Annotated in this window: 22 protein-coding genes and 1 pseudogene; 14 read left to right on the top strand and 9 right to left on the bottom strand. The window is 57.7% G+C overall.

Annotation, left to right across the window (positions count from 1 at the left end; translation table 11 throughout):
* Nucleotides 1-3: 3 nt before the first annotated feature.
* The 10 genes from lpxD (at nt 4) to tilS (ending at nt 12,671) form a co-directional block, all read left to right on the top strand.
* Entirely contained in the window at nt 4-1,029 is a 1,026-nt protein-coding gene (gene lpxD, locus ACLH1U_RS14475) for a UDP-3-O-(3-hydroxymyristoyl)glucosamine N-acyltransferase (RefSeq protein WP_032452898.1), read from the top strand.
* Between the two features lie 105 nt (nt 1,030-1,134).
* The gene (gene fabZ, locus ACLH1U_RS14480) at nt 1,135-1,590 is read left to right on the top strand and encodes a 3-hydroxyacyl-ACP dehydratase FabZ (protein WP_004145858.1); all 456 of its coding nucleotides are present in this window, start codon (nt 1,135-1,137) and stop codon (nt 1,588-1,590) included.
* A 3-nt stretch (nt 1,591-1,593) separates the two neighbouring features.
* On the top strand, nt 1,594-2,382 hold the full coding sequence (lpxA, locus tag ACLH1U_RS14485; protein ID WP_004204455.1) for an acyl-ACP--UDP-N-acetylglucosamine O-acyltransferase: 789 nt from the start codon (nt 1,594-1,596) through the stop codon (nt 2,380-2,382).
* A complete protein-coding gene (gene lpxB / locus ACLH1U_RS14490) occupies nt 2,382-3,533 on the top strand; it encodes a lipid-A-disaccharide synthase (RefSeq protein ID WP_023292050.1) in 1,152 nt (383 codons plus the stop codon). Before lpxA ends, lpxB begins: the two co-directional genes overlap by 1 nt.
* Nucleotides 3,530-4,129, top strand: a complete 600-nt coding sequence (gene rnhB / locus ACLH1U_RS14495; RefSeq protein WP_004204458.1) for a ribonuclease HII — start codon at nt 3,530-3,532, stop codon at nt 4,127-4,129. The genes lpxB and rnhB overlap by 4 nt, the downstream gene beginning before the upstream one ends.
* 17 nt (nt 4,130-4,146) lie before the next feature.
* Nucleotides 4,147-7,629, top strand: a complete 3,483-nt coding sequence (gene dnaE, locus ACLH1U_RS14500) for a DNA polymerase III subunit alpha (protein WP_023292051.1) — start codon at nt 4,147-4,149, stop codon at nt 7,627-7,629.
* Nucleotides 7,630-7,641: 12 nt separating this feature from the next.
* Complete coding sequence (gene accA / locus ACLH1U_RS14505) at nt 7,642-8,601, top strand: acetyl-CoA carboxylase carboxyl transferase subunit alpha (protein ID WP_004145855.1); 960 nt, start codon at nt 7,642-7,644, stop codon at nt 8,599-8,601.
* 113 nt (nt 8,602-8,714) lie between these two features.
* Nucleotides 8,715-10,868 carry a lysine decarboxylase LdcC gene (locus tag ACLH1U_RS14510; protein WP_032429283.1) on the top strand — a complete coding sequence of 718 codons (2,154 nt, stop codon included), beginning with the start codon at nt 8,715-8,717 and terminating at the stop codon, nt 10,866-10,868.
* A 46-nt stretch (nt 10,869-10,914) separates the two neighbouring features.
* The gene (locus ACLH1U_RS14515) at nt 10,915-11,304 is read left to right on the top strand and encodes a VOC family protein (protein WP_002889387.1); all 390 of its coding nucleotides are present in this window, start codon (nt 10,915-10,917) and stop codon (nt 11,302-11,304) included.
* 53 nt (nt 11,305-11,357) lie between these two features.
* Nucleotides 11,358-12,671: a tRNA lysidine(34) synthetase TilS gene (gene tilS / locus ACLH1U_RS14520; RefSeq protein ID WP_411299312.1), complete on the top strand. Its 1,314-nt coding sequence runs from the start codon at nt 11,358-11,360 to the stop codon at nt 12,669-12,671.
* 12 nt (nt 12,672-12,683) lie between these two features.
* On the opposite strand, the gene rof is transcribed toward tilS, so the two are convergent.
* Nucleotides 12,684-12,944 (bottom strand): Rho-binding antiterminator, encoded by a 261-nt coding sequence (rof, locus tag ACLH1U_RS14525; protein WP_002889424.1) that lies wholly within the window; start codon nt 12,942-12,944, stop codon nt 12,684-12,686.
* A complete protein-coding gene (locus tag ACLH1U_RS14530; RefSeq protein WP_002889429.1) occupies nt 12,931-13,131 on the bottom strand; it encodes a YaeP family protein in 201 nt (66 codons plus the stop codon). Before ACLH1U_RS14530 ends, rof begins: the two co-directional genes overlap by 14 nt.
* A gap of 196 nt (nt 13,132-13,327) precedes the next feature.
* Between ACLH1U_RS14530 and ACLH1U_RS14535 the strand changes: the two genes are divergently transcribed.
* From ACLH1U_RS14535 to nlpE, 3 genes are read left to right on the top strand one after another with little or no spacing between them, the layout of a single operon-like run.
* Nucleotides 13,328-13,873, top strand: a complete 546-nt coding sequence (locus tag ACLH1U_RS14535; protein ID WP_023292054.1) for a YaeQ family protein — start codon at nt 13,328-13,330, stop codon at nt 13,871-13,873.
* The gene (gene arfB, locus ACLH1U_RS14540) at nt 13,870-14,283 is read left to right on the top strand and encodes an alternative ribosome rescue aminoacyl-tRNA hydrolase ArfB (protein ID WP_004204468.1); all 414 of its coding nucleotides are present in this window, start codon (nt 13,870-13,872) and stop codon (nt 14,281-14,283) included. The genes ACLH1U_RS14535 and arfB overlap by 4 nt, the downstream gene beginning before the upstream one ends.
* A 42-nt stretch (nt 14,284-14,325) precedes the next feature.
* Entirely contained in the window at nt 14,326-15,024 is a 699-nt protein-coding gene (gene nlpE / locus ACLH1U_RS14545; protein WP_101976373.1) for an envelope stress response activation lipoprotein NlpE, read from the top strand.
* Between the two features lie 19 nt (nt 15,025-15,043).
* On the opposite strand, the pseudogene ACLH1U_RS14550 reads toward nlpE, so the two are convergent.
* The 7 genes and pseudogenes from ACLH1U_RS14550 to metN all read right to left on the bottom strand — a co-directional run.
* Nucleotides 15,044-15,259, bottom strand: a pseudogene (locus ACLH1U_RS14550) (hypothetical protein); the annotation flags it as partial.
* A gap of 59 nt (nt 15,260-15,318) precedes the next feature.
* Nucleotides 15,319-17,037: a proline--tRNA ligase gene (gene proS, locus ACLH1U_RS14555; protein ID WP_032452990.1), complete on the bottom strand. Its 1,719-nt coding sequence runs from the start codon at nt 17,035-17,037 to the stop codon at nt 15,319-15,321.
* A 112-nt stretch (nt 17,038-17,149) separates the two neighbouring features.
* Nucleotides 17,150-17,857, bottom strand: a complete 708-nt coding sequence (gene tsaA / locus ACLH1U_RS14560) for a tRNA (N6-threonylcarbamoyladenosine(37)-N6)-methyltransferase TrmO (protein ID WP_032452991.1) — start codon at nt 17,855-17,857, stop codon at nt 17,150-17,152.
* Entirely contained in the window at nt 17,854-18,261 is a 408-nt protein-coding gene (gene rcsF, locus ACLH1U_RS14565) for an Rcs stress response system protein RcsF (RefSeq protein ID WP_023292059.1), read from the bottom strand. Before rcsF ends, tsaA begins: the two co-directional genes overlap by 4 nt.
* 107 nt (nt 18,262-18,368) lie before the next feature.
* The gene (metQ, locus tag ACLH1U_RS14570) at nt 18,369-19,184 is read right to left on the bottom strand and encodes a methionine ABC transporter substrate-binding lipoprotein MetQ (RefSeq protein WP_002889445.1); all 816 of its coding nucleotides are present in this window, start codon (nt 19,182-19,184) and stop codon (nt 18,369-18,371) included.
* Between the two features lie 43 nt (nt 19,185-19,227).
* Nucleotides 19,228-19,881 carry a methionine ABC transporter permease MetI gene (locus tag ACLH1U_RS14575; protein ID WP_004204478.1) on the bottom strand — a complete coding sequence of 218 codons (654 nt, stop codon included), beginning with the start codon at nt 19,879-19,881 and terminating at the stop codon, nt 19,228-19,230.
* Nucleotides 19,874-20,905 (bottom strand): methionine ABC transporter ATP-binding protein MetN, encoded by a 1,032-nt coding sequence (metN, locus tag ACLH1U_RS14580; RefSeq protein WP_002889450.1) that lies wholly within the window; start codon nt 20,903-20,905, stop codon nt 19,874-19,876. Before metN ends, ACLH1U_RS14575 begins: the two co-directional genes overlap by 8 nt.
* Nucleotides 20,906-21,093: 188 nt before the next feature.
* On the opposite strand from metN, the gene gmhB reads away from it, so the two are divergent.
* Nucleotides 21,094-21,660: a D-glycero-beta-D-manno-heptose 1,7-bisphosphate 7-phosphatase gene (gene gmhB / locus ACLH1U_RS14585; RefSeq protein WP_004204479.1), complete on the top strand. Its 567-nt coding sequence runs from the start codon at nt 21,094-21,096 to the stop codon at nt 21,658-21,660.
* Nucleotides 21,661-21,993 lie beyond the last annotated feature (333 nt).

Below are 21,993 nucleotides of genomic sequence, written 5' to 3' on the forward strand. Positions count from 1 at the left end.
GTAATGCCTTCAATTCGACTGGCTGATCTTGCGCAGCAGTTGGATGCAGAATTACACGGTGATGGCGATATCGTCATCACCGGCGTTGCGTCCATGCAGAGCGCGAAAACGGGCCAAATCACTTTCATGGTCAACCCTAAGTACCGTGAACACCTGGCCGCTTGCCAGGCTTCTGCCGTTGTGATGACGCAGGATGATTTGCCTTTTGCCCATAGCGCCGCGCTGGTAGTGCGTAATCCCTACCTGACCTACGCGCGCATGGCTCAAATTCTGGATACCACGCCGCAGCCGGCACAGGATATCGCGCCGAGCGCGGTTATCGATCCGACGGCGAAGCTGGGTAGCAACGTTGCCATCGGCGCCAACGCCGTTATCGAATCCGGGGTAGAGCTGGGCGATAACGTGGTCATCGGCGCAGGCTGCTTCGTTGGGAAAAATACGAAAATAGGCGCCGGCTCGCGTTTGTGGGCCAATGTGACCGTTTACCATGAGATTGAGATCGGCGAGAATTGCCTGATCCAGTCCAGTACGGTGATCGGCGCGGATGGCTTCGGCTACGCCAACGATCGCGGCAACTGGGTGAAGATCCCGCAGCTGGGTCGCGTCATTATTGGCGATCGCGTGGAGATCGGCGCCTGCACCACAATTGACCGCGGCGCGCTGGACGATACCGTGATTGGCAACGGGGTTATCATTGATAACCAGTGCCAGATTGCGCATAACGTGGTGATTGGCGACAATACCGCGGTTGCCGGCGGTGTCATCATGGCAGGCAGCCTGAAAATCGGCCGCTACTGCATGATTGGCGGCGCCAGCGTGATTAACGGCCATATGGAAATCTGCGATAAGGTCACCGTCACGGGGATGGGGATGGTGATGCGTCCTATCAGCGAACCTGGCGTATACTCCTCCGGTATTCCGCTGCAGCCGAACAAGGCGTGGCGTAAAACCGCTGCGCTGGTGATGAATATTGACGAGATGAGCAAGCGCCTGAAAGCGATTGAGCGCAAGGTTAATCAACAAGACTAATTCATCATTTGGTCACATGACATTTCCGGCCTGTTGCATTCGCTAAAAGATTGCCGCAGGCCGTGTTATTATTGCCTTTTAGTACATTTAGACAGGAAGAGTATTTTGACTACTGACACTCATACTCTGCACATTGAAGAGATTCTGGAACTTCTGCCTCACCGTTACCCGTTCCTGCTGGTAGACCGCGTGCTGGATTTTGAAGAAGGTCGTTTTCTGCGCGCAGTAAAAAATGTTTCTGTAAACGAGCCGTTTTTCCAGGGGCATTTCCCTGGTAAGCCGATTTTGCCGGGCGTCCTGATTCTGGAAGCAATGGCGCAGGCCACCGGGATTCTGGCATTCAAAAGCGTTGGAAAACTGGAACCAGGCGAGCTGTATTACTTCGCGGGTATCGATGAAGCACGTTTCAAACGCCCGGTAGTACCAGGCGATCAGATGATTATGGAAGTCACTTTCGAGAAAACCCGCCGCGGCCTGACCCGTTTTAAAGGCGTTGCGCTGGTTGACGGTAAAGTGGTTTGCGAAGCGACGATGATGTGTGCGCGTAGCCGGGAGGCCTGATACGTGATTGATAAAACCGCTTTTGTTCATCCTACCGCCATTGTTGAAGAAGGCGCCGTGATTGGCGCTAACGTCCACATTGGTCCGTTTTGTATTGTTGGCGCCAACGTCGAAATCGGCGAAGGCACCGTACTGAAGTCTCACGTTGTCGTTAACGGCCACACCAAAATCGGCCGTGACAACGAGATCTATCAGTTCGCTTCCATCGGCGAAGTTAACCAGGATCTGAAATATGCTGGCGAACCAACCCGGGTGGAAATTGGCGATCGCAACCGCATTCGCGAAAGCGTCACCATTCATCGCGGCACAGTACAGGGCGGTGGATTAACAAAGGTGGGCAACGATAACCTGCTGATGATCAACGCCCACGTGGCGCACGATTGTACGCTTGGCGATCGCTGCATCCTGGCCAATAACGCGACGCTCGCGGGCCATGTTTCGCTGGATGATTATGTCATTATCGGCGGCATGACTGCGGTGCACCAGTTCTGCGTCATTGGCTCACACGTTATGGTTGGCGGCTGCTCCGGCGTAGCGCAGGACGTTCCGCCGTTCGTGATTGCCCAGGGCAACCACGCGACGCCGTTCGGCGTCAACATCGAAGGCCTGAAACGCCGCGGCTTCAGCCGGGAAGCGATTACCGCGATCCGCAACGCGTATAAACTGCTGTACCGCAGCGGCAAGACGCTGGAAGAAGCCAAGCCGGAGATCGCCGAACTGGCGACTCAGCATCCTGAAGTTCAGCCGTTTGTCGATTTCTTCGCCCGCTCTACCCGCGGCTTGATTCGTTAATGGCTGAACAGCGTCCCCTGACGATTGCCCTGGTCGCCGGAGAAACCTCCGGCGATATTCTTGGCGCTGGCCTCATCCGCGCCCTCAAAGCACGCATCCCGAATGCGCGCTTTGTCGGCGTGGCGGGACCGCTGATGCAGGCGGAAGGGTGTGAAGCCTGGTACGAAATGGAAGAGCTGGCGGTGATGGGTATTGTTGAAGTGCTCGGTCGCCTGCGTCGCTTACTCCATATTCGCGCCGATTTGACCCGCCGCTTCGGCGAGCTGCGTCCCGATGTTTTCGTCGGTATCGACGCCCCTGACTTCAATATTACCCTCGAAGGGAATCTGAAAAAGCAGGGCATCAAAACCATTCACTACGTCAGCCCATCGGTCTGGGCCTGGCGACAAAAACGCGTTTTCAAAATCGGCAGATCCACCGATCTGGTGCTGGCCTTTCTGCCTTTCGAAAAAGCGTTTTATGACAAATTTAACGTTCCCTGCCGCTTTATCGGCCATACCATGGCGGATGCGATGCCGCTGGATCCTGACAAAGGCGCCGCGCGCGACCGGTTAGGGATCCCGCACGACGTGCGTTGCCTGGCGCTGTTGCCCGGTAGCCGCGGCGCGGAAGTCGAAATGCTCAGTGCGGACTTTCTGAAAACCGCGCAACTTCTGCGGGCTACCTATCCCGATCTGCAGGTGGTGGTGCCGCTGGTTAATGCTAAACGGCGGGAGCAGTTTGAGCGAATTAAAGCTGAGACGGCGCCGGATATGATCGTGCATATGCTGGACGGCCAGGCGCGCGATGCGATGATCGCCAGCGACGCCGCGCTGCTGGCCTCCGGGACGGCGGCGCTGGAGTGTATGCTGGCGAAATGCCCGATGGTGGTTGGCTATCGCATGAAGCCGTTCACCTTCTGGCTGGCGAAGCGGTTGGTTAAAACCGACTACGTCTCGTTGCCGAACCTGCTGGCCGGGCGCGAGCTGGTTAAAGAGCTGCTGCAGGATGAGTGCGAGCCGCAGGCGCTGGCTGCCGCCCTGCAGCCGCTGCTGGCCGATGGCAAAACCAGCCATGAGATGCATGAGACATTCCGCGCGCTGCATCAGCAGATCCGCTGCAACGCCGATGAGCAGGCGGCGGATGCCGTACTGGAGTTAGCAAAACAATGATGGAGTTCGTCTATCCGCATACCCATCTGGTTGCCGGCGTCGATGAGGTCGGGCGTGGCCCCCTGGTTGGCGCGGTGGTGACCGCGGCGGTGATCCTCGATCCGGCGAAGCCGATTGTGGGTCTGAATGATTCCAAAAAACTCAGCGAGAAGCGTCGACTGGCGCTCTTCGATGAGATTAAAGAGAAAGCGCTGTGCTGGAGCCTTGGGCGCGCCGAGCCGCATGAGATCGATGAGCTGAATATCCTGCATGCCACTATGCTGGCGATGCAGCGCGCCGTCGCCGGCCTGAGCATTGTGCCCGAGTTTGTCCTGATCGATGGCAACCGCTGTCCGTCGCTACCGATGCCCTCCCTGGCGGTGGTGAAAGGCGACAGCCGGGTGGCAGAAATCAGCGCAGCGTCTATTCTGGCAAAAGTCACTCGTGACGCCGAAATGGCCACGCTGGACCTCGCATTTCCCCACTACGGATTTGCCCAGCATAAAGGCTATCCCACCGCTGTTCACCTGCAGAAGCTGCAGGAACACGGCGCAACAGAGCATCACCGGCGCAGTTTCGGCCCGGTGAAGCGTGCCCTGGGCCTGGCGTCCAACTAAGTCACCGGGATCTAAAGATGGCTGAACCACGTTTCGTACACCTGCGGGTGCACAGCGACTATTCCATGATCGATGGGCTGGCAAAGACCGGGCCGCTGGTCAAGAAGGCGGCCTCGCTTGGCATGCCAGCGCTGGCGATCACCGATTTCACCAACCTCTGCGGGCTGGTGAAGTTCTACGGGACGGGACACGGCGCGGGGATTAAGCCGATCGTCGGCGCCGATTTCCACGTGCAGTGCGACCTGCTCGGCGACGAATTTACCGAGCTGACCGTGCTGGCGGCGAACAACACCGGCTACCAGAACCTGACTCTGCTGATTTCCCGCGCCTATCAGCGCGGCTACGGCGCCCTGGGGCCGTGGATCGATCGCGACTGGCTGGTGGAACATCAGGAAGGGCTGATTCTGCTCTCCGGCGGCCGTAAAGGCGACGTCGGCGTCAGCCTGATCCGCGGCAACATGCCGCTGGTTGAGCAGTGCGTCTCCTTCTATGAAGAGCATTTCCCGGATCGCTATTTTCTGGAGCTGATCCGCACCGGTCGTCAGGATGAAGAGAGTTATCTCCATGCCGCCGTAGCGCTGGCGGAAGCGCGTGGTCTGCCGGTGGTGGCGACCAACGATGTCCGCTTCCTCGACACTGGCGACTTTGACGCCCATGAAATCCGCGTCGCTATTCACGACGGCTTCACCCTCGACGACCCGAAACGGCCGCGCAACTACTCGCCACAGCAATATATGCGCAGCGAGGAGGAGATGTGCGAGCTGTTCGCCGATATTCCGGAAGCGCTGGCAAACAGCGTCGAGATCGCCAAACGCTGCAACGTCACCGTGCGGCTTGGCGAATATTTCCTGCCGCAGTTCCCGACCGGCGATATGACCACGGAAGATTTCCTGGTGATGAAATCGAAAGAGGGTCTGGAAGAGCGGCTGGAATTCCTCTTCCCGGATCCGGAAGTGCGCGCGAAGCGCCGGCCGGAATACGACGAGCGTCTGGATATCGAGCTGCAGGTGATCAACCAGATGGGCTTCCCCGGCTACTTCCTGATCGTGATGGAGTTTATCCAGTGGTCGAAGGATAACGGCGTGCCGGTCGGCCCGGGCCGCGGTTCCGGCGCCGGCTCGCTGGTGGCCTACGCGCTGAAGATCACCGATCTTGACCCGCTGGAATTCGACCTGCTGTTCGAACGTTTCCTCAACCCGGAACGTGTTTCGATGCCCGACTTCGACGTCGACTTCTGCATGGAGAAACGCGACCAGGTTATCGAGCACGTGGCGGATATGTATGGCCGCGACGCGGTATCGCAGATCATCACCTTCGGTACCATGGCGGCGAAGGCGGTCATCCGCGACGTGGGCCGCGTGCTGGGTCACCCGTACGGCTTTGTCGACCGCATCTCCAAGCTGGTGCCGCCCGATCCGGGCATGACGCTGGCGAAAGCCTTTGAGGCCGAGCCGCAGCTGCCGGAGATCTACGAGGCGGACGAAGAAGTGAAAGCGCTGATCGACATGGCGCGTAAGCTGGAAGGGGTGACGCGAAACGCCGGTAAGCATGCGGGCGGCGTGGTTATCGCGCCGACCAAAATCACCGACTTCGCCCCGCTGTATTGCGATGAGCAGGGGCTGCATCCGGTTACCCAGTTTGACAAGAACGACGTGGAATACGCCGGGCTGGTGAAATTCGACTTCCTCGGTCTGCGTACGCTCACTATCATTAACTGGGCGCTGGAGATGATTAACAAGCGCCGAGAGAAGAACGGCGAAGGGCCGCTGGATATCGCCGCCATCCCGCTGGATGACAAGAAAAGCTTCGACATGCTGCAGCGCTCGGAAACCACCGCGGTCTTCCAGCTTGAATCGCGCGGCATGAAAGATCTGATTAAACGCCTGCAGCCGGACTGCTTCGAAGATATGATCGCGCTGGTGGCCCTGTTCCGCCCGGGCCCGCTGCAGTCGGGGATGGTAGATAACTTTATCGACCGTAAGCACGGCCGCGAAGAGATCTCGTATCCGGACGTACAGTGGCAGCATGAAAGCCTGAAACCGGTGCTGGAGCCGACCTACGGCATCATCCTGTACCAGGAACAGGTCATGCAGATTGCCCAGGTGCTGTCCGGATATACCCTCGGCGGCGCGGATATGCTGCGTCGTGCGATGGGTAAGAAAAAGCCGGAGGAGATGGCCAAGCAGCGTTCTATCTTTGAGGATGGGGCGAAGAAAAACGGCGTTGATGGCGAGCTGGCGATGAAAATCTTCGACCTGGTGGAGAAATTCGCCGGTTACGGGTTTAACAAATCGCACTCCGCCGCATACGCGCTGGTTTCTTACCAGACGCTGTGGCTTAAGGCGCACTATCCGGCTGAGTTTATGGCGGCGGTAATGACCGCCGATATGGACAACACCGAGAAGGTCGTTGGCCTGGTGGACGAGTGCTGGCGTATGGGGCTGAAAATTTTGCCCCCGGATATTAACTCCGGCCTGTACCATTTCCACGTCAACGACGACGGCGAGATCGTCTACGGTATCGGCGCCATCAAGGGCGTCGGCGAAGGGCCGATCGAAGCGATCATTGAGGCGCGCAACAACGGCGGTTATTTCCGCGAGCTGTTCGACCTCTGCGCGCGGACCGATATTAAAAAGCTTAACCGTCGGGTGCTGGAAAAACTGATTATGTCCGGGGCGTTCGATCGTCTCGGTCCGCATCGCGCGGCGCTGATGAATTCACTGGGCGATGCGCTGAAAGCCGCCGATCAGCACGCCAAAGCCGAGGCCATCGGCCAGGCCGATATGTTCGGCGTGCTGGCGGAAGAGCCTGAGCAGATTGAACAGTCCTACGCCAGCTGCCAGCCGTGGCCTGAGCAGGTGGTGCTGGATGGTGAAAGGGAGACCCTGGGGCTGTACCTGACCGGGCACCCGATTAACCAGTATTTGAAAGAGATTGAGCGCTACGTCGGCGGCGTGAGGCTCAAAGACATGCATCCGACCGATCGTGGAAAAGTGACCACGGCGGCGGGGCTGGTGATTGCGGCGCGGGTAATGGTCACCAAGCGCGGCAATCGTATCGGCATCTGTACCCTGGATGACCGTTCCGGGCGGCTGGAGGTGATGTTATTCACCGACGCGCTGGATAAATATCAGCAGTTGCTGGAAAAAGACCGCATACTTATCGTCAGCGGACAGGTCAGCTTTGATGACTTTAGCGGGGGGCTTAAAATGACCGCCCGTGAAGTCATGGACATTGACGAAGCCCGGGAAAAATATGCTCGCGGGCTTGCTATCTCGCTGACGGACAGGCAAATTGATGACCAGCTTTTAAACCGACTCCGTCAGTCTCTGGAACCCCACCGTTCGGGAACCATTCCAGTGCACCTCTACTATCAGAGGGCGGATGCACGCGCGCGGTTGCGTTTCGGCGCAACATGGCGCGTCTCTCCGAGCGATCGTTTACTCAACGATCTGCGTGGCCTTATCGGCTCGGAGCAGGTGGAACTGGAGTTTGACTAATACAGGAATACTATGAGTCTGAATTTCCTAGATTTTGAACAGCCGATTGCAGAGCTGGAAGCGAAAATCGATTCCCTGACTGCGGTAAGCCGTCAGGATGAGAAACTGGATATTAACATCGACGAAGAGGTGCATCGTCTGCGCGAGAAAAGCGTAGAGCTGACGCGCAAAATCTTCGCCGATCTCGGTGCATGGCAGGTTGCGCAACTGGCGCGCCATCCGCGCCGTCCTTACACCCTGGATTATGTCCGCCTGGCGTTCGACGAATTTGACGAACTGGCCGGTGACCGCGCCTTCGCTGACGATAAAGCGATTGTCGGCGGTATCGCGCGTCTTGACGGTCGTCCGGTGATGATCATCGGCCACCAGAAAGGTCGCGAAACCAAAGAAAAAATTCGTCGCAACTTTGGTATGCCGGCCCCGGAAGGCTACCGCAAAGCGCTGCGCCTGATGGAGATGGCTGAGCGGTTTAAAATGCCGATCATCACCTTTATCGACACCCCGGGCGCCTACCCGGGCGTCGGCGCGGAAGAGCGCGGCCAGTCGGAAGCGATTGCCCGCAACCTGCGTGAGATGTCGCGTCTGAGCGTGCCGGTTATCTGCACCGTGATCGGCGAAGGCGGCTCCGGCGGCGCGCTGGCGATTGGCGTGGGCGACAAGGTCAATATGCTGCAGTACAGCACCTATTCGGTGATTTCGCCGGAAGGCTGCGCCTCCATTCTGTGGAAGAGCGCGGATAAAGCGCCGCTGGCTGCGGAAGCGATGGGCATTATCGCCCCGCGTCTGAAAGAGCTGAAGCTGATCGATTCTATCGTTCCGGAACCGCTGGGCGGCGCCCACCGCAACCCGGAAGCGATGGCGGCAAGCCTGAAAGCGCAGCTGCTGGCGGACCTGGCCGATCTCGATCTTCTCAGCGAAGAAGAGCTGCTGAACCGCCGCTATCAACGTCTGATGAGCTACGGTTACGCCTAAGTTTTCCGCTAGCGCAAAACACTAAGGGCCGGATTTTCCGGTCCTTTTTTTATGTGCGATGCGCCCAGGGGATTGCTATGATGCTGGGCTTAGGTGAATACCAGGAGGAAAGCGTGAATATCATCGCCATCATGGGGCCTCACGGCGTCTACCACAAAGACGAGCCGATCAAAGAACTGGAAGCGGCGCTGCAGCGCCAGGGCTTTCAGACCATCTGGCCGCAAAATAGCGCCGACCTGCTGCAGTTTATCGAGCACAACCCGCGCATCTGCGGGGTGATCTTCGACTGGGATGAGTACAGCGTCGATCTGTGCAGCGATATTAACCAGCTCAATGAATATCTGCCTCTGTACGCCTTTATTAACGCCCACTCGACGATGGACGTCAGCAGTCAGGATCTGCGCATGACGCTGTGGTTCTTCGAATATGCGCTGGGACTCTCCGAAGAGATCGCCACCCGCATCGGGCAGTATACCCGCGAGTACCTGGACAATATCACCCCGCCATTTACCCGCGCGCTGTTTAACTATGTGCAGGAGGGGAAATATACCTTCTGTACGCCGGGTCATATGGGCGGTAGCGCCTATCAGAAAAGCCCGGTGGGCTGCCTGTTCTATGATTTCTTTGGCGGGAATACGCTGAAGGCGGATGTCTCGATTTCGGTCACCGAGCTGGGCTCCCTGCTGGATCATACCGGCCCGCATCTGGAGGCGGAGGAGTATATCGCTCGCGCCTTTGGCGCCGAGCAAAGCTATATGGTGACCAACGGTACCTCGACGTCCAATAAAATTGTCGGTATGTACTCGGCGCCCGCCGGCAGTACCCTGCTGATTGACCGTAACTGTCACAAATCGCTGGCCCACCTGCTGATGATGAGCGATGTGGTTCCCCTGTGGCTGAAGCCGACCCGCAATGCGTTAGGGATCCTCGGCGGTATCCCCCGGCGCGAGTTTACCCGCGACAGTATTCAGCAGAAAGTGCGCGACACGGGCGGGGCGCAGTGGCCAGTGCATGCGGTGATCACCAACTCCACCTACGATGGGCTGCTCTACAACACCACCTGGCTTAAAGAGACGCTCGACGTCCCGTCGATCCATTTCGATTCCGCCTGGGTGCCGTATACCCATTTCCATCCGATATATCAGGGGAAAAGCGGCATGAGCGGTGAGCGGATCCCCGGAAAAGTCATCTTCGAGACGCAGTCGACGCATAAGATGCTGGCCGCGCTGTCGCAGGCCTCGCTGATCCACATTAAGGGCAACTATGATGAAGAGACCTTTAATGAAGCCTTTATGATGCATACCTCTACGTCGCCGAGCTATCCCATCGTCGCGTCGATTGAGACCGCGGCGGCGATGCTGCGCGGTAACTCCGGTAAGCGCCTGATCCAGCGCTCCATTGAGCGGGCGCTGGATTTCCGCAAAGAGGTGCAGCGACTGCGCGAGGAGTCGGACGGCTGGTTCTTTGATATCTGGCAGCCGGAAGCGGTGGATAAAGCCGAGTGCTGGCCGGTGGCGCCGGGCGATGACTGGCACGGTTTCAAAGATGCCGATGCGGATCATATGTACCTCGATCCGGTGAAAGTCACCATTCTGACGCCGGGTATGGACGAGCAGGGGAATATGGATGAAGAGGGGATCCCGGCGGCGCTGGTGGCGAAGTTCCTCGACGAGCGGGGCGTGGTGGTGGAGAAAACGGGCCCCTACAACCTGCTGTTCCTCTTTAGCATCGGTATCGATAAAACCCGGGCGATGGGTCTGCTGCGCGGCCTGACCGAATTTAAGCGCGCCTACGATCTCAATCTGCGGGTGAAGAATATGCTGCCGGATCTGTACGCGGAAGATCCCGACTTCTACCGCAACATGCGGATCCAGGATCTGGCACAGGGGATCCACCGCTTGATCCGCCAGCACCAGCTGCCGCAGCTGATGCTCAGCGCCTTTGACGTCCTGCCGGAAATGAAAATGACGCCGCATCATGCCTGGCAGCGCCAGATCAAGGGTGAGGTGGAAACCATTGAACTGGAGAACCTGGTGGGCCGAATTTCGGCCAACATGATCCTCCCTTATCCGCCGGGCGTACCGCTGCTGATGCCGGGAGAGATGATCACGGAGGAGAGCCGGGCGGTGCTCGACTTCCTGCTGATGCTCTGCTCAATAGGACGTCATTACCCGGGGTTTGAGACCGATATTCACGGCGCGAAGCGCGATGAGGACGGCGTGTATCGGGTACGAGTCTTAAAAAATGACGAAAGGCTTGCGCGTTAACGGCGCGCACGAGTAACGTGGCTGGCTTAACAGAAGGAGTTTGACCATGCTGGGTTTGAAGCGGGTTCACCATATTGCCATCATTGCGACTGACTACGCCCGTAGTAAAGCGTTCTATTGCGATATTCTGGGGTTTACGCTGCAAAGCGAGTTTTATCGCGCCGAACGTGACTCCTGGAAGGGCGATCTGGCGCTCAACGGCGAGTATGTGATTGAGCTGTTCTCGTTCCCGTTTCCGCCGGCCCGACCCAGTCGTCCGGAAGCCTGCGGGCTGCGTCATCTGGCCTTTAGCGTGGATGATATCGACGCTGCGGTGGCGCACCTGACGGCGCATGGCGTGGAGTGCGAAGCGATTCGCGTCGATCCCTTTACCGGTAAACGCTTTACCTTCTTTAGCGATCCGGACGACCTGCCGCTGGAAATATATCAGCAGTAAACCTTGCCAGCGCGACCCTGGCCCGGTAACGTGCCGGGCCATCACTTCTCGGTATGTTTGTGGTTATGACGGCTAACATTGCGCATACGCTTCATCCCCATCGCCAGCTGCTGGTGGCCTTCAGCGGCGGTCTGGACTCGACGGTTCTCCTGCATCAGCTGGTGCTGCTGCGGGAACAGGATCCCTCTCTGACGCTGCGGGCGGTGCATGTTCATCACGGCCTTAGCGCCCACGCAGACGACTGGGTGGCGCATTGTCGGCAAATTTGCCAGCAGTGGCAGGTGCCGTTGGCGGTGCATCGCGTGACGTTAGCCCGGGGCGGCCTGGGCGTCGAGGCCAATGCCCGCGCGGCGCGCTATCAGGCCTTTCAGGAGACGCTCCGCGCCGGCGAAGTGTTAGTGACCGCTCAGCACCAGGACGATCAGTGTGAAACGCTGCTGCTGGCGTTAAAACGCGGCAGCGGTCCGACCGGCCTGTCGGCGATGGCGCCATCGTCTCCCTTTGCCGGCAGTCGACTGCTGCGTCCTCTCCTCAATGAAACCCGGGAATCGCTGCGCCAGTGGGCGCTCGCCCACCAGCTGTCGTGGATTGAAGATGAGAGTAATCAGGACGATACCTATGACCGCAACTTCCTGCGCCTGCGGGTGATCCCGGTGCTGCGTGAGCGCTGGCCGCACTTTAGCGAGGCCGTCGCCCGCAGCGCCAGCCTGTGCGCCGAGCAGGAGCAGCTGCTGGACGAGATGCTGGCGGCGGAGCTGGCGTCGCTGGTGGCCGAAGACGGGTCGCTGGCTATCGCGCCGCTGACGTCAATGAGTTCTCCCCGCCGCGCGGCGTTGCTGCGTCGCTGGCTCGCCGGGCAGCAGGCGCCGATGCCGGCCCGCGAGGTGCCTGAGCGCCTCTGGCACGAGGTGGCGCTGGCGCGGGAAGATGCCAGCCCCTGCCTGCGGTTGGGGGAATTTACCGTCCGCCGTTTTCAGCAGCGCTTGTACTGGGTGAGATATGTACCCGGGCAGACGGACAGCGTCCAGCGCTGGACAGACTGGCGCCAACCGCTGCGGCTGGCGGACGGTCTTGGTGAGCTGGTGCTGCAGCCGGGCGGCAGGCTGCGCCCGCCCCCGGCGGATGAGCCAGTCACCGTCCGCTTTCGCGCCAGCGGCCATCTGCATATCGTCGGGCGTCATGGCGGCCGTAAGCTGAAGAAGATCTGGCAGGAGCTGGGCGTTGCTCCGTGGCGACGAGACACCACGCCGCTGCTGTTTTACGGCGAAACGCCGATTGCCGCAGCGGACGATCTGTTTGTGACTAACGAAGGTGAAGTCAAAGACGGGGAAGGGATCAGTCTGGCGTGGAGGAAAACGGGCGGTTAAGCCCGTTTTGATTCAGGATTCGCTCACCACCACGGTGCCGATTTCCGGGTGACTGAAGCTGGCGATTTTATCCAGGCGCAGCTCGCGGACGTTGCCGGCGAGTTCGACCACAAGATACTCGATATTTTTACGCGAGATTAGATCGCTGGCCTTCGCCTGCAGCTGTTCGCCATCCTTCAGCGCCAGCGTCAGCACCAGGTGATGCTGGCAGGCCAGCTCCAGGTTGTCGTAATCATCGCAGTTAATGGGTTGATAAGTATCATTCATTGACATAATCGCTCACCAGTAAGTTTGCTGCCGCATAAGCGGCCTTTTCCCTGACTGACTCCGAAAGGGCCTCATCCGCCGCAATCTCATTCAATACTTTCAACACGCAACCCAGCGCATCCGGGATATACCCTAAGTCTCCGCTGGCTATTTCCGCATACCGCTTGCGTATTAACTCACAATAGTGGTCCACATGCCCTCCTGTCAGCGTTCTGACTCAACCGTGGGATGCAAGTTTAAGCCTACGAAGATAAACTCTGTTTAGCAAGGGAACTATATCATAGTCATTTAAGCAATTTCAGCAGGATGAAACAGGTTGCTGCGATTGCTGACAGCCTTTTGTCGCCAGTTTCGCTACAATGTACGCCATTTTTTTCAGGAGTTTGTTCATGGCGCTGAAAGCGACGATATATAAAGCCGCGGTGAATGTAGCCGATCTGGATCGCAACCAGTTTCTGGATGCTAACCTGACGCTGGCGCAGCACCCGTCGGAAACCCAGGAGCGCATGATGCTGCGCCTGCTGGCGTGGATCAAATATGCCGATGAGCGGCTGCAGTTTACGCGCGGCCTCTCGTCAGACGACGAGCCGGAGCTGTGGCTGCTTAACGATCATCTCGGGGTTGATCTGTGGATCGAGCTGGGGCTGCCGGACGAGAAACGTCTCAAGAAAGCCTGCTCGCGGGCGCAGGCGGTGGCGTTGTTTGCCTATAACAGCCGGGCGGCTGAAATCTGGTGGCAGCAGAATCAGAACAAGCTTGCGGCGTACCCGAAGCTGACCATCTGGTATCTTGATGATGCCCAGCTGGCGCAGCTTAGCGCTTTTGCCGACCGCACGATGACGCTGCAGGCCACTTTGCAGGAGGGGAGCATCTGGTTGTCCGACGCTCAGAATAATCTGGAAATTCAGCTTACCGCCTGGCAAGGGCCGGCATGATTACTATCAGCCGCAGCGTGGCCATTGCCGATAACGAGATCACGCTGGAAGGTATTCGCGCCCAGGGGGCCGGGGGCCAGCACGTGAACAAAGCGTCGACCGCGATCCATCTGCGCTTCGATATTAAAGCCTCGAGCCTGCCGGCGTTTTACAAAGAGCGCCTGCTCGCCGCCAGCCACCACTTAATTTCTGCTGACGGTGTGGTTATCATTAAGGCTCAGGAATATCGCAGTCAGGAGATGAACCGCGAAGCGGCGATCGCCCGGCTGGTGGCCCTTATCAAAGAATTGACCGCAGTGCAAAAAAGTCGCCGGGAGACGCGACCGACTCGGGCATCCAAAGAGCGACGCCTTGCTTCCAAGGCGCAAAAGTCCTCAGTCAAGGCGCTGCGTGGGAAAGTTCGCCAGTGAAGGCGTCGGCGAACGGGTGGAATGGATCATAAGGAAAGTAGAGTGAAGAAAATCATATTCTCCGTGATAGCGGCCTGTTCGCTGTTCGCGCTGTTTGGTTGTAACCATCGCGCCGAAACTGACACGGTCCAGCCGGCGGCGATGGAAGAGCTCAAGCCGATGCAGCAAAGCTGGCGCGGGGTGCTGCCTTGCGCGGATTGCGAAGGCATCGACACCTCGCTGTTCCTGGAAAAAGACGGCACCTGGGTGATGAATGAGCACTACCAGGGCGCGCGTCGTGAACCATCCTCCTTTGCCTCTTACGGCACCTGGGCGCGTACGGCGGATAAGCTGGTACTGACCAACAGCAAGGGCGAAAAATCGTACTTTCGCGCGAAGGGCGACAAGCTGGAGATGCTCGACCGCAACGGGAGCCCCATTCAGTCTCCCCTCAACTATACCCTGGAGCCGGTGAAGGCCAGCCTGCCGACCACCCCGATGGCGATGCGTGGTATGTACTTCTATATGGCCGATGCGGCAACCTTTACTGATTGCGCGACCGGTAAACGCGTCGCGGTGGCGAATAATGCCCAGCTTGAGCGGGATTATGCCGCTGCCCGCGGCAATGATTCACGTCCGGTGCTGCTGGTGGTGGAGGGGCACTTTACCCTCGAGGCGAACCCGGATACCGGCGAAATGATGAAAACGCTGATGACGGATCAGGCTGGCAAATTTATTCCTGGGAAGGACTGCGGACACTGATTGTCCGGCTCCTGCGCGGGAAAAGCAGGTCGCCGGAATGAAGGTCGTTTTCGGCGATTTCGCGCAGTCCGCTGCCGGCAATCGAGCTTTGACGCTGGAGGGTGACAGCCCATGGCGGTGAGCGGCCATCGATAGCGGATGCGGAAGGGGCGCTGCGGCCGACGTCTACAGTGCAGGCGGTAAGCAGGAGCAGGGCGGAGGTAAGCAGCCCGCTGCTGAGGAGAGGTGCAGTCATGGGTACAGTCCTTGTAAAAAAAAGGCCCTGACATCCGTTCAGGGCCCTGAGTTGGGTGATTAGCCTTTTATCGCTTTAACCAGATATTCCACAATATCCCCGGTCTTGATCAGCTGCTTCTCACCGTTGCGACGATACTTGTATTCGATATCGTCGTTGTCGAGGTTACGATCGCCCAGCACGATGGTGTGCGGGATACCGATCAGCTCCATATCGGCGAACATCACGCCCGGACGCTCTTTACGATCGTCCATCAGCACTTCAATACCCTGGGCGCTCAGCTCGGCGTACAGTTTCTCCGCCAGCTCCTGCACACGGTAAGATTTATGCATGTTCATCGGCAGGATCGCCACCTGGAACGGCGCAATCGCATCCGGCCAGACAATACCGCGATCGTCAAAGTTCTGCTCAATCGCCGCCGCCACCACGCGAGTGACCCCGATACCATAGCAACCCATGGTCAGGATCTGGTTGCGGCCATCTTCGCCCTGGACCGCGGCTTTCATCGCCTCGGAGTACTTCGTCCCCAGCTGGAAGATATGACCCACTTCGATACCGCGCTTGATAAGCAGGGTACCTTTGCCGTCCGGGCTCGGATCGCCGGCAACGACGTTACGGATGTCAGCGACTTCCGGCGTGGCGACATCGCGGTCCCAGTTGATGCCGAAATAGTGTTTGCCGTCGATGTTGGCGCCGGCGGCGAAATCGCTCATCACCGCCACAGTACGGTCGATAATCACCGGCACCGGCAGGTTCACCGGACCCAGGGAGCCCGGACCGGCTTTCACCAGGGCGCGGATCTCTTCTTCGGTGGCGAAGGTCAGCGGGCTGGCGACCTGCGGCAGTTTTTCCGCTTTCACTTCGTTCAGCTCGTGATCGCCGCGCACCAGCAGGGCAACCAGCGGGGAAGCGCTATCTTCAACCGCTTTCACCAGCAGGGTTTTCACGGTTTTTTCGATCGGCAGGTTGAACTGCTCAACCAGCTCGGCGATGGTTTTGGCGTTCGGCGTGTCGACCAGGGTCAACTCCTGGGTGGCGTCCGCGCGCGGCGTTTTCGGCGCAACGGCTTCCGCAAATTCGATGTTTGCCGCGTAGTCGGAGCTGTCGGAGAAGATCACATCGTCTTCGCCGCTCTGCGCCAGCACCTGGAATTCATGAGAGGCGCTGCCGCCGATGGAGCCGGTATCAGCCTGTACCGCGCGGAAATCCAGCCCCATACGGCTGAAGATTTTGCTGTAAGCGGCGTACATCGCATCGTAGGTTTCCTGCAGCGATTCCTGCGAAGTATGGAAAGAGTACGCATCTTTCATCAGGAATTCGCGGGAGCGCATCACGCCGAAACGCGGGCGCACTTCGTCGCGGAATTTGGTCTGGATCTGATAGAAGTTCAGCGGCAGCTGCTTATAGGAGTTCAGCTCGTTGCGGATCAGATCGGTGATGACCTCTTCGTGGGTTGGACCGAGGACGAACGGACGATCGCCACGATCGGCAATGCGCAGCAGTTCCGGGCCGTACTGCTCCCAGCGACCGCTCTCCTGCCACAGTTCAGATGGCTGAACGACCGGCATTAACACCTCGATCGCACCGGCGTTGTTCATCTCTTCACGCACGATGTTTTCGACTTTTTTCAGGACGCGCACGCCGGTCGGCAGCCAGGTGTATAACCCGGAGGCCAGCTTGCGGATCATCCCGGCGCGCAGCATCAGCTGGTGGCTGATTACCTCGGCGTCGGCAGGTGTCTCCTTCAGAGTGGAGAGCAGATATTGGCTAGTACGCATGTTGTAACGGTTCCAGTTAAACGAGCGGAACAGGCTGGTTGCCCAGCCTGAAACAAAAAAAGTGGTTTAGTTTACCAGTGTGGCAAAGATGCCAAAAGAGAGGAAAATAAAATTAGCGCGCTTCGAGGGCAAAGACTTCAAAACCGGAGGCAGTCACCCGCCAGCGGACGTTGAAATCCAGCAGCCAGACGGCGTAATTTTTGCCTGCCTCTTCCTCCTTACGGTAGGCCGGACGCGGATCCTGCGCCAGCACCTCTCGGATAAACGCCTTCAGGTGCGGATAACGCTTCTCCAGATGCAAAAGCTGCGTTTCGACGTCGGCGGTAAAACTGACGACCTGATCCGCCTGCGGCGCCTGTTGCGCGTAGCTGGCGTGCGCGTTGGGCAGCGCTTCGGCAAACGGCAGATAGGGTTTGATGTCGACCACCGGCGTACCGTCGACGAGATCGAGGCTGCCGAGTTCCAGTATCACCTGCTCTTTCTGACAGCGAACGCCCTTCAGCTCAACCAGAGACATGCCAATGGGATTGGGGCGAAAGGTGGAGCGGGTGGCGAAGACGCCCATACGCGCGTTGCCCCCGAGACGGGGAGGGCGCACCGTCGGACGCCAGCCGCCTTCCATGGTCTGATGAAACACAAACAGGATCCACAGATGGCTGAAGCTTTCCAGACCACGCACGGCGTCGGCCTGGTTGTAGGGCGCGATCAGATGGAGTTCTCCGCCGCCGTGCTTGACCAGACCCGGCTGGCGAGGTACGGCAAACTTCTCTTTATACGGCGAGCGGATCACGCCTATTTGCGCGAACTGAAATGCACTCATTGCGCCGAGACGTTAAGCGCCGAGCCCAGACAAACCGCCTGACGGTAGCAGCCTGGGGTGCCGCTGGTCACTTCGCAGCGGTGCAGCAGGACAGCATTGGCTTTCATACGTGCGGCATTAATCTGCAGGCGCTTGCGGGCGGTAGGGATATTCGGCGGAGAATCCTGATTCGAGGCCTGGCAGGACTCGCCAGACACTTCCCCCAGATCGCGGAATGGTTTACCTACCAGCTCTGACGCATCGGTATAAATACGTACCGGCGCCGGACGGGTTGCGCGTGGTTTGCTCGGCTCCGATTTAACCGGGGGAGTTGCAGTGCTTTGAACAGGTTCAACGGGAGATCTGCTTAGCATGGAACAACCGCTTAACATGAGTGCTAACAAACAGACCGGTAAAGCACGCATAGTATTTCCTCAATGAATAAAAAACAGGGCGTTATTGAATCAGGTGCTTGCATAAATGACAAGACGGGCGTGAAGCCCGTCCTGAATGATATTACGGTGAGAAAAGATTACCAGCCTTTCACTGCGCCGCCGTTAAAGATCTTGTTTGCTGCTTCGTAAACTTCATCGCTCTGGTAAGCCTGAACGAATTTTTTCACATTCTCAGCATCTTTATTGTCTTCACGCGCCACGATCAGGTTCACGTACGGCGACTCTTTCCCTTCAACAAAGATGCCGTCTTTCGCCGGGGTCAGGCCAATCTGGCTGGCGTAAGTGGTGTTGATAACGGCCAGCGCAATCTGCGCGTCGTCAAGAGAACGCGGCAGCTGCGGCGCTTCCAGTTCAACAATCTTCAGGTTTTTCGGGTTCTCGACGATATCCAGCGAGGTCGGCAGCAGGCCTACGCCGTCCTTCAGTTTGATCAGGCCCACCTGCTGCAGCAGCAGCAGAGAACGACCGAGGTTGGTCGGATCGTTAGGGACGGCGATCTGCGAGCCCGGCTGCAGTTCGTCCAGCGATTTGATTTTCTTCGAGTAACCCGCGATCGGGTAGACGAAGGTGTTGCCGACAGCCACCAGCTTGTAGCCGCGGTCTTTAATCTGCTGGTCGAGATACGGTTTATGCTGGAAGGCGTTGACGTCGATATCGCCTTTGCTCAGCGCTTCGTTCGGCAGAACGTAATCGTTGAAGGTCACCAGCTCAACGTCAAGGCCATACTTCTCTTTTGCCACTTTCTGCGCGACTTCAGCGACCTGCTGCTCCGCCCCGACGATAACGCCGACTTTAATATGATTCGGATCTTTTTCATCCTGACCGCAACCCACCAGCGCCAGAGAACCGATTAACGCACCAACTGCCGCAAAGGTTTTGAAATTAAAGGCCATGTTATTTCCTTCCTGTAAGAATGAGTGTTGTCTGCCAATAACGTTATTTATGAGTCACAGCCCGGACGATGCGATCGCCAGAGAATTGAATTAAATAAACCAGAATAACTAGCAATACCAGTACGGTATTCATCACGGTGGCGTTGTAGCCGATATAGCCATACTGATAACCAATCTGCCCCAGACCGCCGGCGCCCACCGCGCCGCCCATGGCGGAATAGCCCACCAGGGTGATCAGGGTGATGGTGGCGGCGTTGACCAGACCCGGCAGCGCTTCAGGCAGCAGAACCTTACGCACGATCTGCAGCGGCGTGGCGCCCATCGCCCGGGAGGCTTCGATAAGGCCGGTCGGGATCTCCAGCAGGGCGTTCTCCACCATGCGAGCGATAAACGGCGCGGCGCCCACCGTCAACGGCACGATCGCCGCCTGCAGGCCGATTGAGGTGCCGACGATCACGCGGGTAAACGGGATCATCCAGACCAGCAGGATAATGAACGGGATGGAGCGGAAAATGTTCACCAGCGCCGACAGCGTCCGGTACAGTTTAGCATTGGCGACGATTTGCCCCGGACGGGTCACGTACAGCAGCACGCCCACCGGCAGACCAAGGACAAAACCGAAGAAGCCGGAGACAAAGGTCATTGCCAGCGTTTCCCATACGCCGCGCAACAGCAGCCACATCATTGCCTCAGACATAACCCAATACCTCTACTTTTACATGATGTTCCTGCAACCAGGCGATAGCCGCCTGAGTGTCTTCCTGTGTACCGTGCATTTCGGTCAGCATGATGCCGAACTTCACCCCGCCGGCATAATCCATCTGCGCGCTAATAATGTTGTTATTCACGTTGAAGCGACGCGCGGTTTCAGAAAGCAGCGGCGCATCGACGGAGTGGCCGGTAAATTCCATGCGCAGCATCGGTACGCTATCCGCTGTGGCGGTAGGTTTCAGGCGCGCCTGGTAGTCATCAGGAATATCCAGGTGCAGCGTCGACTGAATAAACTGCTGGGCCAGCGGCGTCTTCGGATGGGAGAAGACTTCGCTCACCGTGTCCTGTTCAATCAACTGGCCGTTGCTAATCACCGCCACGCAGTCGCAGATGCGTTTCACTACATCCATTTCGTGGGTGATCAGCAGGATGGTCAGCCCCAGGCGACGGTTAATGTCTTTAAGCAGTTCGAGAATGGAACGGGTGGTGGCCGGATCCAGGGCGCTGGTGGCTTCATCGCACAGCAGCACCTTGGGGTTACTGGCCAGCGCGCGGGCAATGGCGACACGCTGTTTCTGGCCGCCGGAGAGATTAGCCGGATAGCTGTCGTGCTTATCGCCCAGGCCGACAAGATCCAGCAGCTCCGTCACACGGCGTTTGATTTCTGCCTGCGGCGTGTTATCCAGCTCCAGGGGTAACGCTACGTTGCCGAAAACGGTGCGGGATGCCAGCAGGTTAAAATGCTGGAAAATCATGCCAATCTGACGGCGAGCGCGGGTTAGCTCTTTTTCCGACAGCGCAGTCAGTTCCTGACCGTCAACCTGTACGCTGCCCTCGGTCGGGCGCTCCAGCAGGTTAACGCAGCGAATCAGCGTACTTTTACCGGCGCCTGAGGCACCGATGACGCCGTAAATTTGTCCGGCAGGGACATGCAGGCTGACATTGTTCAGCGCCTGAATGCTGCGATTCCCCTGCTGGAACACTTTGGTGATATTGGAAAGTTTAATCATCAGTTATTTATTATCGTTTAGCCGTTTGCCGTGGCATTTTCTTCTGCCGTATCCAGGCGATGCCTGGCAATGAAATGGATGTTAAGGCATCCAGACGTCTAAATCAATCTGACTCTTTATAATGAGCACTTTCTTGCATGCGGAAACATGCGATACTAACGGCACTAGCCTTTTTCAGGAGCAAACCGGTGGCAAAGTCAGTACCCGCAATTTTTCTCGACCGTGACGGCACCATTAATGTCGATCATGGCTACGTCCACGAAATCGACAATTTTGAATTTATCGATGGCGTCATTGACGCAATGCGCGAGCTCAAAGAGATGGGCTACGCGCTGGTGCTGGTCACTAACCAGTCCGGTATTGCTCGCGGTAAATTTACCGAAGCCCAGTTTGAAACGCTGACTGAATGGATGGACTGGTCTCTGGCAGACCGTGGCGTCGATCTGGACGGTATCTATTATTGCCCGCATCACCCGCAGGGTGCGGTTGAGGAGTACCGTCAGACCTGTGATTGCCGTAAACCGCATCCGGGGATGCTGATCTCCGCCCGCGATTATCTGCATATCGATATGGCCGCTTCCTATATGGTAGGGGACAAACTGGAAGATATGCAGGCTGCAGCGGCCGCTGATGTCGGTACTAAAGTGCTGGTGCGTACCGGTAAGCCTGTTACTGAAGAAGCGGAAAAAGCCGCGGATTGGGTGCTAAATAGCCTGACCGAGCTGCCGGCGGCGATTAAAAAGCAGCAAAAATAAGCGTTGCGTATAAAAGATGAGCGGTTGAAATAAAATTGTATTTTTCCGCTTGTCATTCCCGGCGGGCTCCCTATAATGCGCCTCCATCGACACGGCGGATGTGAATCACTTCACACAAACAGCCGGTTCGGTTGAAGAGAAAAATCCTGAAAAACGGGTTGACTCTGAAAGAGGAAAGCGTAATATACGCCACCTCGCGACAGAGCGCTAAAGCGCGTCGCAACTGCTCTTTAACAATTTATCAGACAATCTGTGTGGGCACTCAAAGTGACATGGATTCTTAACGTCCTCGGACGAAAAATGAATACCAAGTCTCAAGAGTGAACACGTAAT

The organism is Klebsiella sp. 1SOBk5mer (genome assembly GCF_046603115.1).
Lineage (GTDB): Bacteria > Pseudomonadota > Gammaproteobacteria > Enterobacterales > Enterobacteriaceae > Klebsiella > Klebsiella quasipneumoniae.